Source organism: Streptomyces sp. Ag109_O5-1, assembly GCF_003814875.1.
GTDB lineage: Bacteria > Actinomycetota > Actinomycetes > Streptomycetales > Streptomycetaceae > Streptomyces > Streptomyces sasae.
The window spans coordinates 3,708,860-3,721,052 of sequence record NZ_RKQF01000001.1 but is presented as its reverse complement, the minus strand read 5'-3'; the positions used below and the strand labels follow the sequence as shown (position 1 = coordinate 3,721,052).

Genomic DNA, 12,193 nt, shown 5'->3' with positions numbered 1-12,193 from the left:
CGCACGATGGCTGACGAGGTGCCGGAGGCTCCGAAGATACGGCTGGAGAAGGGGGCGGACGCGGGTCCCGGGGGCGGCCTCGGAGACGGGCCCGGAGACGGGCCCGGGGGCGGGCCGGTGGGGGACGCCGTCGCCGACGTGCCGCCGCCGGGGTGGGCCAACCCCTACGCCGCGCCGTCCGGCACCGCTGCGGCTCCGCCCGCGAACCCCTTCGCGGCGCCGAACCCCTACGCGCCGCCCGCGCCGCAGCAGGGTGCGGCCGTGCCTCCGCCGCCGATAGCCCCGGACGGGCCCGGGCGGGTTCCCTACGGCTATCCCGGGCCCCCTGCCCCCGTCGCTCCCGGCCCCGGTTACGGCTATCCAGGCCAACCGCTCCCCTCCTACCCGGGCGGGCCCGCGGGCTACGGCGGCTGGCCCGGAATGCAGCCGATGCCCAACAACGGGCTCGGCACCGCCAGCCTGGTCACCGGGATCATCAGCGCGATCGGGTTCTGTCTGGTGCCGGTCTCGCTGGTGATGGGGGTGCTGGCGATCGTCTTCGGTTCCATCGGGCGGGCCCGGGTGGGGCGGGGCGAGGCCACGAACGGTGGGCAGGCGCTGGCGGGGATCATCTGCGGGTCGGCGGGACTGGTGATTTCCGGCGGGTTCGTCGTGCTGATCGCGTTGGCTGCGAGGCACGGAGGATAAGGAACGGTCGCAGTTCGGGTGCGGGCTGGTGGGGGGCTGGTCGCGCCCACGCGGCGGAGCCGCATATCGATACAGCCCCGCGCCCCTCAGGCGGGACCGGTCCTGTCGGTCAGCAACTTGTCCCTTGCTTCCATCAGCGCGAACCCCAGGAGGTTCAGCCCCCTCCACCGCGTCGGATCCTCCGCCGCCGTGTCCGTCGCCGCCAGGCCGATCCCCCACACCCTGTCCACCGGGCTCGCCTCCACCAGGACCCGGCCCCGCGTCCCCAGCAGAAAGTCCCGCAGCTGCTCGTCGGCCGCGAACTTGTGCACGCTGCCCTCGGTCACGATGCCGAAGCGCTCACGCTGCCATATCGCCTCGTCGAAGCCGCGGACGAGTCGGCCCGCCTTCTTCGCCTCGGCCGGATGCGCCGCCGCCAGGACCCGGCGCTCCGCCTCCGCGTCTTCGAAAAGCCTCGCCTTCGCCGCCATCATCCAGTGCTCGGCGGTCGCGTATTCGACACCCTTGACCACGAAGCGTGACGGCCACCACTGGCTCAGACAGCTCGCCGAGACCCGGCCGTCCGGTCGCGGGCGGTGTCCCCAGAAGTGCAGGTACTTGATCCCGGCCCCCGCCCGGACCGCCCTGATCAGGGCCTCCACGGAATCGATCCTCGTCATGCATGCCACTGTGGCACGCACCACTGACACTCCGTCCTGCCTTTTCCTCCTCGACTCGACACCTGGTCGACAGATTCCGTCGCGTAACCAAAAGGCAACAACGGAATCACTTGTTGGACTCCCCTTGCTCTGTCAGGATCGGCAGTCAAATCGAGCTGGAGCTACGCCACCCGCCTCTCGGGACGGGGTGACGGCGGAGGAGAAGCGACATGGACAAGCCGGGCACCGCCACCCCGGAGACCTTCCCCGCGCAGGAGCGGCTCGCGGGCGGCGCGCAGTACATCGGGGGGCGGCTCACCAAGGGCACGTCCGGCCGTACGCACGCCGTGGTCGACCCGGCCACCGGCGCGGAGGTGTACCCCTACGAGCTGGCCGGGACCGACGACGTCGACGATGCCGTAGCGGCGGCCCGCGCGGCCTTCCCGGGCTGGGCCGGGGCCACCCCCGGCGAGCGGTCCGACGCGCTGCACCGGTTCGCCGCCGTGCTCGCCGACCGCGCCGAGGAATTCGCCCGTGCCGAGTCCCTCCAGTGCGGCAAGCCGCTGAAGCTGACGCGCGAGTTCGATGTGCCGGGGACCATCGACAACACCGCGTTCTTCGCCGGTGCCGCCCGGCACCTGCAGGGGCAGGCGGCCGGTGAGTACTCCGGCGACCACACCTCGTACGTCCGCCGTGAGGCCATCGGCGTCGTCGGCTCCATCGCGCCCTGGAACTATCCGCTCCAGATGGCCGCCTGGAAGATCCTCCCGGCCATCGCCGCCGGCAACACCATCGTGCTCAAGCCGGCCGAGCTGACCCCGCTCACCTCGCTGCTCTTCGCCGAAGCCGCCACCTACGCCGGCATCCCCGACGGTGTCATCAACATCGTCACCGGGACGGGGAAGGCGGCCGGTGAGCATCTCGTCGGGCATCCCGACGTGGCGATGACGTCCTTCACCGGCTCCACCGGGGTGGGAAAGCGCGTCGCCGAGATCGCGACGGCGACGGTGAAGCGGCTGCATCTGGAGCTCGGCGGCAAGGCGCCGTTCGTGGTCTTCGATGACGCCGATCTGGAGGCCGCGGTGAACGGGGCCGTCGCGGGCGCGCTGATCAACACCGGGCAGGACTGCACCGCCGCCACGCGCGCGTACGTGCAGCGGCCGCTCTACGACGCCTTCGTCGAGCGGACGGCCGCCCTGATGGAGACCGTGCGGCTGGGGGACCCGTTCGCTCCCGGTACCGACCTCGGCCCGCTGATCTCGCACACCCAGCGGGACCGGGTCGCCGCCTTCGTCGAGCGGGCGCGCGGCTACGCGCGCGTGGTGACCGGCGGCGAGGCTCCCGGAGGGGAGCTGAAGAGCGGTGCGTACTACCGGCCGACCCTGGTCGCCGACGCGCCGCAGGACAGCGAGATCGTCCAGTCCGAGATCTTCGGGCCGGTGCTGGTCGTTCTCCCGTTCGACAGTGATGATGAGGGCATCCGGCTGGCCAACGACACGCCCTACGGTCTGGCCGCCTCCGCGTGGACCGGCGGCGTCTACCGGGCCAACCGCGCGACGCGTGAGATCAAGGCGGGCTGTGTGTGGGTCAACGACCACATCCCGATCATCAGCGAGATGCCGCACGGCGGCTACAAGGCGTCCGGCTTCGGCAAGGACATGTCGGCGTACTCGTTCGAGGAGTACACCCAGGTCAAGCACGTAATGTTCGACAACACGGCGGTGGCGCGGAAGGACTGGCACCGCACGATCTTCGGGGACCGATAGTCAGATCTTCGGCCGCTCATCACGGCCATCTTCCCGAAAGGGCATCTAGCGCATGAGGCAGTACGAGCCCGACCGCCCTACCCCGGTCGAAGTGGCCGCCATGCGGCGCAGCCTCCGCAACGGCCGGGCCGCCCTGGCCCGCCGGTCGTTCCTGGGCGGCGCGCTCGCGGTGGGCGGCGTCGGGGCGCTGAGCGCCTGCGGCATCCCCGCGGCCGGCAAGTCCCAGGGCGGGGTCTCCGCCGACGACCACTCGGCCAAGGAGAGGGTCGTCAACTTCTCCAACTGGCCCGAGTACATCGACGTCGACGACAGCGGGAAGATCCACCCCACGCTGGACGCGTTCCGCAAGCGGACCGGCATCACGGTCAAGTACACCGAGGACATCAACGACAACGACGAGTTCTTCGGCAAGATCCAGCCGCAGCTCGCCGCCGGCCAGGACACCGGCCGTGACCTGATCGTCCTCACCGACTGGCTGGCCGCCCGCATGATCCGGCTCGGCTACGTCCAGAAGCTGGACGCGTCCAACCTGCCGCACGCCTTCGCCAACCTGTCGGAGCAGTTCCGCAGCCCCGACTGGGACCCGGGCCGCGCCTACTCGTACCCCTGGCAGGGCATCTCGACCGTCGTCGCCTTCAACAAGAAGGCGCTGAACGGTGTCGAGGTGAAGTCGGTCTCCGACCTGCTCGACAACCCCGCGCTCAAGGGCCGGGTCGGCCTGCTCACGGAGATGCGGGACACCGTCGGCATGACCATGCTCGACATGGGCATCGACCCGGCGAAGTTCACCGACGACAACTACGACGCGGTGATCGCGCGGCTGCAGAAGGCCGTCGACAAGGGGCAGATCCGCCGCTTCACCGGCAACGACTACACCTCGGACCTCAGCAAGGGCGACCTGGCCGCCTGTGTCGCCTGGGGCGGCGACATCGTGCAGCTCCAGGCCGACAACCCGGATGTCGCCTACGTCATCCCGGACAGCGGCTACATGACGTCGACCGACAACATGCTGATCCCGAACAAGGCGCGCCACAAGACGAACGCCGAGCGGCTCATCGACTACTACTACGAGCCCGAGCAGGCCGCGGAACTCGCCGCCTACATCAACTACGTCAGTCCGGTCGCGGACGTGCAGCCTTACCTTGCCAAGATCGACAAGTCGGCGGCGAGCAACCCGCTGATCGTTCCCGACAAGGCCATGCAGGCCAAGTCCCGTGCCTTCCGCTCCCTGAGCTCGAAGGAAGAGACGGCCTACCAGCAGAAGTTCGCGAAGCTCACAGGGGCGTGACGACACCATGACGACAGACAGCAGCGGCGACGTCCGCCTCACCGGCATCGGCAAGACCTACGACAACGGCTTCACCGCCGTACAGCCGATGGACCTGACCGTGCCGCAGGGCTCCTTCTTCGCCCTCCTCGGTGCCTCGGGCTGCGGCAAGACCACCACCCTGCGCATGATCGCGGGCCTGGAGGAGCCGACCACCGGCACCGTGCACCTCGGCGACCAGGACGTCACCCACCTGCCGCCGTACAAGAGGCCGGTGAACACGGTCTTCCAGTCGTACGCCCTCTTCCCGCACCTCGACATCTTCGAGAACGTCGCCTTCGGTCTGCGCCGGCGCGGCATCAAGAGCGTGAAGAAGCAGGTCGAGGACATGCTGGAACTGGTCCAGCTCGGCGAGCAGGCGCGCAAGAAGCCGCACCAGCTCTCCGGCGGCCAGCAGCAGCGGGTCGCGGTGGCCCGCGCGCTCATCAACCACCCCAAGGTGCTGCTCCTCGACGAGCCCCTCGGCGCCCTCGACCTCAAGCTGCGCCGCCAGATGCAGCTGGAGCTCAAGCGGATCCAGACCGAGGTCGGCATCACCTTCGTCCATGTCACGCACGACCAGGAGGAGGCCATGACCATGGCCGACACGGTCGCCGTGATGAACGCCGGGCGCGTGGAGCAGCTCGGCTCGCCCGCCGATCTCTACGAGAACCCGAACACGACCTTCGTGGCGAACTTCCTCGGCACCTCGAACCTGATCGAGGCCGAGGTCGACACGAAGAGCGGCGACGACATCATCCTCAAGGCCGGCGGCGGGAAGCTGGTGCTGCCCGAGGCGCGATGTTCGGCGCCCGCCACGACCGGCGGCAAGGTGCTGGTCGGGGTCCGCCCCGAGAAGATCTCCCTCACCCACGCCGACGACGCGGGCTCCATCCCCGAGGGCCGCAACCGGATCACCGGCAAGGTCGCGGACGCCAGTTTCATCGGCGTCTCCACGCAGTACGTCATCGACAGCGCGGTCTGCCCCGAGTTCGCGGTGTACGTGCAGAACATCGAGCGCGACGGACGGCTCGTCCCGGGCGCCGACGTCGTCCTGCACTGGAGCCCGGCCCACACCTTCGGTCTCGACGCCGCCCAGGACATCGACGCCGGCACCGAGGAGGAGGCGGCCTGATGGCCACGCTGACGGAAGCGCCGCCGCCCCTGGCGCCGGCCCCCGAGAAGAAGCCGGCGCGGAAGCGCGGCCGGTTCACGCCGTACTGGCTGCTGCTGCCCGGCATCCTGTGGCTGATCATCTTCTTCGCGCTGCCGATGATCTACCAGGCGTCCACGTCGGTCCAGACGGGCTCCCTGGAAGAGGGCTACAAGGTCACCTGGCACTTCGCGACCTACTGGGACGCGCTGAGCGAGTACTGGCCGCAGTTCCTGCGGTCCGTCTTCTACGCGGCCGCGGCCACGGTCCTGTGCCTGCTGCTCGGCTACCCGCTGGCCTACCTCATCGCCTTCCGCGCGGGGCGCTGGCGGAACCTGATCATGATCCTGGTGATCGCGCCGTTCTTCACCAGCTTCCTGATCCGCACCCTGGCCTGGAAGACGATCCTCGCCGACAACGGCCCGGTCGTGCACGTCCTGAACTCGCTGCACATCCTGAGCCTCACCGACTTCCTCGGCTGGACGGCCGGCGACCGGGTGCTCGCGACCCCGCTCGCGGTGGTGTGCGGTCTGACGTACAACTTCCTGCCGTTCATGATCCTGCCGCTCTACACCTCGCTGGAGCGCATCGACGGACGGCTGCACGAAGCGGCCGGCGACCTGTACGCCAAGCCGTGGACGACGTTCCGCAAGGTCACCTTCCCGCTGTCGATGCCGGGCGTGGTCTCCGGCACGCTGCTGACCTTCATCCCGGCGGCCGGTGACTACGTCAACGCCGAACTCCTCGGCTCGACCGACACCCGCATGATCGGAAACGTGATCCAGACGCAGTTCCTGCGGATTCTGGACTACCCGACGGCGGCCGCGCTCTCCTTCATCCTCATGGCCGCGATCCTCGCCATGGTCACGATCTACATTCGCCGGTCCGGGACGGAGGATCTGGTCTAAATGCCCTTCGTCAACTGGCTCAAGAAGAATCTCGTCGTCATCGCGGGACTGCTGACCCTCGGATATCTCCTGCTTCCGAACGTCATCGTCACGGTGTTCTCCTTCAACAAACCGAAGGGGCGCTTCAACTACGAATGGCAGCAGTTCTCGCTCGACGCCTGGAAACAGCCGTGCGGGGTCGCCGACATGTGCGGCTCGCTCTCCATCAGCCTCCGGATCGCCGCCCTGGCGACGATCGGGGCCACCGTCCTCGGCACGATGATCGCCTTCGCGCTGGTCCGCTACCGCTTCCGGGCGCGCGGTGCCGTGAACTCGCTGATCTTCCTGCCGATGGCCATGCCCGAGGTCGTGATGGCGGCCTCGCTGCTCACCCTGTTCCTCAACATGGGCGCCCAGCTGGGCTTCTACACCATCCTGATCGCCCACATCATGTTCTGCCTCAGCTTCGTCGTCACCGCGGTCAAGGCGCGTGTGATGTCGATGGACCCGCGTCTGGAGGAGGCGGCCCGGGACCTCTACGCCGGACCGGTGCAGACGTTCGTCCGGGTCACCCTCCCTATCGCGGCCCCCGGAATCGCGGCGGGCGCGCTGCTGTCCTTCGCGCTCTCCTTCGACGATTTCATCATCACCAATTTCAACGCGGGCTCCACCGTCACCTTCCCCATGTTCGTCTGGGGTTCGGCACAGCGCGGTACGCCCGTCCAGATCAACGTCATCGGTACGGCCATGTTCCTGGTCGCCGTACTGTTCGTGCTGGCGTCGATGCTCATCAACAACCGCCGTAACAGGCAAAAAGCATAACCACTGATTGACTCTGTAGGGAGTTGAAAATCATGGCCCCAAGCGCCATGAGCCGTCAGGCAGATTGGACCAAGTCACTTTCCGAAGCACAGCCGGTGCCGTACTGGCTGGAAGACCCCGGCAAGCCCCACCCCGAGCCCGCGCTCACCGGCGCCGACACCTGCGACCTGCTGGTCGTCGGCGGCGGGTACAGCGGACTGTGGACCGCGCTCAACGCCAAGGAGCGCGACCCCGGGCGCGATGTGGTCCTGCTGGAAGGCCACGAGGTGGGCTGGGCCGCCTCGGGCCGCAACGGCGGCTTCTGCGCCGCCTCCCTCACCCACGGGCTGCCCAACGGGCTCGCCCGCTGGCCCGACGAGATCCACACACTCCAGGAGCTGGGCCGGCGCAACCTCGACGAGATCGAGGCCGCCGTCACCCGGCACGGCATCGACTGCGAGTTCGAGCGCACCGGCGAGATCGACGTCGCCACCGAGACCTACCAGGCCTGGGAACTCCGCGACTGGCACAAGCAACTGGAGCAGAAGGGCCTCGCGGACGGCATCGAGTTCCTCGACGCCGACGAGGTGCGCGCGCAGGTCGCCTCGCCCACCTTCGAGGCCGGCCTGTGGGACCGGCGGGGCGTGGCCATGCTCAACCCGGCCAGGCTCGCCTGGGGCCTCAAGCAGGCCTGCCTCGCGCTCGGCGTCCGCGTGTACGAGCACACGCCCGCCCTCGACCTGAAGGCGTACGGCGCCGGCATGGCCGTACGCACCCCGTACGGCTCGGTCCGCGCCCGCCGGGTCGCGCTCTGCACCAACATCTTCCCGAACCTGCTCAAGCGGGTCCGCGCCTACACCGTGCCGGTCTACGACTACGCCCTGATGACCGAGCCGCTCACCGCCGAGCAGCTCGGCGCGATCGGCTGGAAGAACCGGCAGGGCCTCGGCGACTCCGCCAACCAGTTCCACTACTTCCGCCTCTCCGCCGACAACCGCATCCTCTGGGGCGGCTACGACGCGATCCACCACTACGGCGGCCGGGTCCGCCGTGAGTACGACGACCGCCCGGAGACCTACGCCAAGCTCGCCGGGCACTTCTTCACCTGCTTCCCGCAGCTGGAGGGCGTCCGCTTCACGCACGCCTGGGGCGGCGCGATCGACACCTGCGCCCGTTTCTCGGCGTTCTTCGGCGCCGCGCACCAGGGGAAGGTGGCGTACGCGGCGGGCTACACCGGCCTCGGTGTCGGCGCGACGCGATTCGGCGCCGACGTGATGCTGGACCTGCTGTCGGGGGAGGAGACCGAGCGCACCCGCCTGGAGATGGTCCGCAAGAAACCGTTGCCCTTCCCGCCCGAGCCGTTCGCCTGGACGGGCATCGCCCTCACCAAGTGGTCGCTGGCCCGCGCGGACGCGCATGGCGGGCACCGGAACCTGTGGCTCAGGGCGATGGACCGGCTGGGACTGGGCTTCGACAGCTGACCTTCTGACATGTGACCCAGGTCACTTCAAAAGCCTACCGAAAGCCGCGTAATGCTCGCGGAGGACCTCCCTCTCTCCCCGTGGCGCGAAACCCGCGTCCACATGTGAGCCGGGGAGGTCCTCTGATGACTGGGGCGAAGACGGCGGTCGAGTGGCTGGCATCCGTGGCGCCGGATCCCGAGTCCTGCCGCCGGGAATGGGAGCGCAACCCGCTGGGGGTCGCGCTGCTGCCCGTGGGCAGGGCCTGGGACGTGCTGATCCTGCCGGGCGAACTCGGCTATCCCGCCCTCGACGTGCTCACCCGCGTCCTCGACCAACCAGGGCCCGTCCTGGTCGACTTCGGGGACAACCGGGTGGGTTTCTTCGTGCCGCCCGGAACGGCTGCGCGGTGGCTCGGCACGGGGATCCGCACGACGGGGGCCGGGACCTGGATCGTCGTGCCGTATCCCGGGCGGGCGAGCCGGGGGATGCGGTGGCTGGTGGCGCCGGACGGGTCGGGGACGCTGACGGATCCGGCGCTGTTGGAACTGGCCATGCATGAAGCGGCTGCGGGTTGACTGACGACCAGGCGCCGTTTGTGTGTGGGTCGTCGGTCGGCTGCGGCCTCGTCGTGGCTGGTCGCGCAGAGCCCCGCGCCCCTGGCGGGGTGCTGCAGTGGCTGTCCGTCAGATCCTTGCCGTGGCCTTGACAAGTGGATTGGTCTGGACCAAATTGAGGGCGGCCCCACCCTCCAATTCCCCCACGCCCGGAGGTCCTTGTGGTTCGCGCGAGACCTGTCCTCACCATGCTCACGGCCTTGCTGCTGGCCGTACCCGGTATCACCGCGCTCTCGTCGGCCGCCCGTGCGGCCGACGCGGACCTCGCCGTCAACGGTGGCTTCGAGTCCGGTCTCTCCGGCTGGAGTTGTACGGCGGGCAGCGGTACGACGGTGAACTCACCCGTGCACAGCGGAGGTTCCGCGCTGCAGGCGACCCCGGCCGGCAGGACGTGTCGGTCACTCTCGTGGGTGATGTTGATCGAAGACGTGCGCGGGCGGGGAATGGGGTAGCTAGGTTCGCGACATGTCCCGTTTCCGGCTGTACCCGACGCCCGTACAGGAGCAGCAGATGCTGCTGCACTGCGCGCACGCCCGGTACGTGTGGAACCTGGCGGTCGAGCAGCACGCGCACTGGCGCCCCGGGCGCAGATCCGCGCCAGGTTTGGCGGAGCAGTGCCGTCAACTGACTGAGGCCCGGCGTGAAAACGCGTGGCTCGGTACGGGGAACGTGGATGTGCAGCAGCAGGCTCTGAGGGACTTCGCCGCAGCCAAGAACGCGCGCTTCACCTCGGCATTCGGTGAGCCGACTTGGCGCAGGAAGCATGTGCACGAGGGCTTCAGGGGCGTCGGTACTGACCGTGTCCCGGAGTTCGAACCGGACGGCAGCCCGAAGTTGAACGCCAGGGGCAAGCAGGTCATGGGACGCTCAGTCGTGGTACAGAGGCTGAACCGGCGGTGGGCGCGGGTTAAGGTACCTGGCTGTGGCTGGGTGCGTTTCCGCCTCACCCGTGCCGAACTGCCCGCGGCGAAGACGTTCCGGGTCACCTTCCGTAACGGACAGTGGCACGTTGCGTTCGCCGCAATACCCGAACCGGTCGCCGCGCCGACGACGAGCGAGGTCATCGGCATCGACCGGGGTGTGACCATCACGGCCGCTCTGTCCGACGGCCGAAAGCTGAACTGCCCACAGCTCACGGTCAAGGAGCGCGCGCAAATCCGCAAGTACCAGCGGCGTGCCGCCCGAGCCCCGAAGGGCAGTGACGTCAAGACTGCTGAGTACGCGAAGGCTGCCCGGTTGAAGGCGCGCGAGGCCGACCGGCGCAAGGACTGGTGTGAGAAGACCAGCACGATGCTCGCCGGGTCGTACGGTCTGGTGCGGTTCGAGAAACTGAACATCAAGAATATGACTCGCTCGGCGAGGGGGACTGTTGAGCAGCCTGGCAGCAACGTTCGGCAGAAGGCCGGACTGAACAGGGCCGTTCTCGCTCAGGGGTGGGGCCTGTTGAGGCGGCGCACGGAGCAGAAGGCTCCGGGGCGGGTCGAGGATGTGCCCGCAGCTTTCACTAGTCTGCGGTGCAGTGCCTGCGGGTGGATCGAGAAGAAGTCGCGCAAGAGCCAAGCCGACTTCGTCTGCGTGTCCTGCGGGTTCACCTGCAACGCGGATGAGAACGCAAGTATGAACGTCGCGGCAGGACAGGGCGGGATCCCTCGCCCCCGGCGGACAGCCGGTGCCGGAGGGGTGACTGCGGCCATCAGCCGTTCGAGCGCCCGTGAACCTCAACCCGCCTGGGTTGGAATCCCTCTCTTTCAGGAGGGGGAGGATGTCAAATCGCCATGACCGACATGCTGCTGACCGGCTTCCCGGTGGCGGGTGACGCCGACAACGTCTTCCCGCCGCTGCGACCCGACCAGGTGGCGATCGGCTTGCCGGCGTCGACCAACGCGGGCAACGGCTATGTGGCCCCGTCCGAGGTCACCAAGGCCCTGGACTGTCTGACGAAGAAGACGAACTGCGGGTCGTACGGCACGCACGGCACCTGGCCGGCGCTGCGCGGCCTGATGACCTGGTCGGTCAACTGGGACCGGTACTCGAACTGGGAGTTCCAGAGGAACTTCGACGCGTACTTCGGGTGAGCAGCAGTCGCAGTGCCGTCAGCAGGACGGTGGCCAGGCACCAGCTGGCCACCACGTCCAGCGGCCAGTGCCAGCCCCGCCGGACCAGGCCGTAGGAGACGCCCAGGATCAGGGCCGCGCAGATTACGACGGCGATCCGGCGGACCTTCACCGAGGTCAGCCAGGGGAGGAGGATCAGGGTCGCGGAGCCGTACGCGATCGCGGCCGTCGCCGTGTGGCCGGACGGGAAGTAACCGATCGCCGGGGGCACCACCGGGGTTCCCGGGCGGGCGGTCCAGTCCTTGAGCGGCACGATGATCGCGGGGACCAGGGCCATCAGCACGGCGGCGGCCGTGGGCGGCAGCCACCAGCGGTCTGTACCGGTGGCACGGCCCCGCCAGGCGACGTAGCCGATGGCGGCCACCAGGACCGGGATCGCGACCTGTACGTTCCCGAGGTCGGAGAGGCCGGAGGAGAACCGGTCCGGATGGACGAGTGCGCTGCTCAGACGGCTGTCCAGACGGAGCAGCGGGCCATGGGCCACGACCTGCCAGGTGATCAGCGCGAAGAGGAGGGCCGGCAGGCCCAGGAGTCCCAGGAGGGGAAAGAGAAGGAAGGAGGTCGGCCGCCCCGGAACAGGGGGGGTGGTTCCGAGGCGGCCGTCCGGATCGGAACGCCGCGCGCCCCGGGGGGTTTGGGGCGGGCGACCGTCCGATCGGTGAGGAGATCCGGAGCCGGAGGCCCCGGTTGTGTGCGCGAGGGCACGACCAGGTCGAAGCTGGGGAGGCCCCGGCCTGAAATCGCCCACAGTCCCCTGTGGGCGG

Annotated in this window: 11 protein-coding genes and 2 pseudogenes; 11 read left to right on the top strand and 2 right to left on the bottom strand. The window is 68.9% G+C overall.

The features are described 5' to 3' along the window. The first annotated feature begins 6 nt into the window (after positions 1 to 6). Complete coding sequence (locus tag EDD90_RS55500) at positions 7 to 687, top strand: DUF4190 domain-containing protein (protein ID WP_185149122.1); 681 nt, start codon at positions 7 to 9, stop codon at positions 685 to 687. A gap of 86 nt (positions 688 to 773) precedes the next feature. Here EDD90_RS55500 and EDD90_RS16790 read toward each other — a convergent pair whose 3' ends face one another. Beyond that, positions 774 to 1,346 (bottom strand): NADAR family protein, encoded by a 573-nt coding sequence (locus EDD90_RS16790; protein WP_123973798.1) that lies wholly within the window; start codon positions 1,344 to 1,346, stop codon positions 774 to 776. A gap of 209 nt (positions 1,347 to 1,555) precedes the next feature. Here EDD90_RS16790 and EDD90_RS16785 point away from each other — a divergent pair, with 209 nt between their 5' ends. The 10 genes and pseudogenes from EDD90_RS16785 to EDD90_RS16740 form a co-directional block, all read left to right on the top strand. Continuing rightward, complete coding sequence (locus EDD90_RS16785) at positions 1,556 to 3,091, top strand: gamma-aminobutyraldehyde dehydrogenase (protein ID WP_123973797.1); 1,536 nt, start codon at positions 1,556 to 1,558, stop codon at positions 3,089 to 3,091. Positions 3,092 to 3,143: 52 nt separating this feature from the next. Next, positions 3,144 to 4,379: a spermidine/putrescine ABC transporter substrate-binding protein gene (locus EDD90_RS16780; RefSeq protein WP_123973796.1), complete on the top strand. Its 1,236-nt coding sequence runs from the start codon at positions 3,144 to 3,146 to the stop codon at positions 4,377 to 4,379. Between the two features lie 7 nt (positions 4,380 to 4,386). Beyond that, complete coding sequence (locus tag EDD90_RS16775) at positions 4,387 to 5,532, top strand: ABC transporter ATP-binding protein (protein WP_123973795.1); 1,146 nt, start codon at positions 4,387 to 4,389, stop codon at positions 5,530 to 5,532. Next, positions 5,532 to 6,458 (top strand): ABC transporter permease, encoded by a 927-nt coding sequence (locus EDD90_RS16770; protein ID WP_123973794.1) that lies wholly within the window; start codon positions 5,532 to 5,534, stop codon positions 6,456 to 6,458. The genes EDD90_RS16775 and EDD90_RS16770 overlap by 1 nt, the downstream gene beginning before the upstream one ends. Then, entirely contained in the window at positions 6,459 to 7,259 is an 801-nt protein-coding gene (locus tag EDD90_RS16765; protein ID WP_123973793.1) for an ABC transporter permease, read from the top strand. Between the two features lie 32 nt (positions 7,260 to 7,291). Beyond that, positions 7,292 to 8,719, top strand: a complete 1,428-nt coding sequence (locus EDD90_RS16760; protein WP_123973792.1) for an FAD-binding oxidoreductase — start codon at positions 7,292 to 7,294, stop codon at positions 8,717 to 8,719. Positions 8,720 to 8,844: 125 nt separating this feature from the next. After that, entirely contained in the window at positions 8,845 to 9,276 is a 432-nt protein-coding gene (locus EDD90_RS16755) for a hypothetical protein (protein ID WP_123973791.1), read from the top strand. 227 nt (positions 9,277 to 9,503) lie between these two features. Beyond that, positions 9,504 to 9,705 (top strand): annotated as a pseudogene (locus EDD90_RS16750) (chitinase); the annotation flags it as partial. Between the two features lie 75 nt (positions 9,706 to 9,780). Then, the gene (locus EDD90_RS16745) at positions 9,781 to 11,094 is read left to right on the top strand and encodes an RNA-guided endonuclease TnpB family protein (protein WP_123973790.1); all 1,314 of its coding nucleotides are present in this window, start codon (positions 9,781 to 9,783) and stop codon (positions 11,092 to 11,094) included. Beyond that, positions 11,067 to 11,390, top strand: a pseudogene (locus EDD90_RS16740) (chitinase); the annotation flags it as partial. The gene EDD90_RS16745 and the pseudogene EDD90_RS16740, both read left to right, overlap by 28 nt. Here the strand turns inward: EDD90_RS16740 and EDD90_RS16735 are convergent. Beyond that, positions 11,329 to 12,177 carry a phosphatase PAP2 family protein gene (locus tag EDD90_RS16735; protein WP_260327897.1) on the bottom strand — a complete coding sequence of 283 codons (849 nt, stop codon included), beginning with the start codon at positions 12,175 to 12,177 and terminating at the stop codon, positions 11,329 to 11,331. The pseudogene EDD90_RS16740 and the gene EDD90_RS16735 overlap by 62 nt on opposite strands. Positions 12,178 to 12,193: the final 16 nt, after the last annotated feature.

Coding starts and splice junctions, on each gene's coding strand:
- EDD90_RS55500 (WP_185149122.1), top strand. CDS start 7: ATGGCTGACGAGGTGCCGGAGGCTCCGAAGATACGGCTGGAGAAGGGG.
- EDD90_RS16790 (WP_123973798.1), bottom strand. CDS start 1,346: ATGACGAGGATCGATTCCGTGGAGGCCCTGATCAGGGCGGTCCGGGCG.
- EDD90_RS16785 (WP_123973797.1), top strand. CDS start 1,556: ATGGACAAGCCGGGCACCGCCACCCCGGAGACCTTCCCCGCGCAGGAG.
- EDD90_RS16780 (WP_123973796.1), top strand. CDS start 3,144: ATGAGGCAGTACGAGCCCGACCGCCCTACCCCGGTCGAAGTGGCCGCC.
- EDD90_RS16775 (WP_123973795.1), top strand. CDS start 4,387: ATGACGACAGACAGCAGCGGCGACGTCCGCCTCACCGGCATCGGCAAG.
- EDD90_RS16770 (WP_123973794.1), top strand. CDS start 5,532: ATGGCCACGCTGACGGAAGCGCCGCCGCCCCTGGCGCCGGCCCCCGAG.
- EDD90_RS16765 (WP_123973793.1), top strand. CDS start 6,459: ATGCCCTTCGTCAACTGGCTCAAGAAGAATCTCGTCGTCATCGCGGGA.
- EDD90_RS16760 (WP_123973792.1), top strand. CDS start 7,292: ATGGCCCCAAGCGCCATGAGCCGTCAGGCAGATTGGACCAAGTCACTT.
- EDD90_RS16755 (WP_123973791.1), top strand. CDS start 8,845: ATGACTGGGGCGAAGACGGCGGTCGAGTGGCTGGCATCCGTGGCGCCG.
- EDD90_RS16745 (WP_123973790.1), top strand. CDS start 9,781: ATGTCCCGTTTCCGGCTGTACCCGACGCCCGTACAGGAGCAGCAGATG.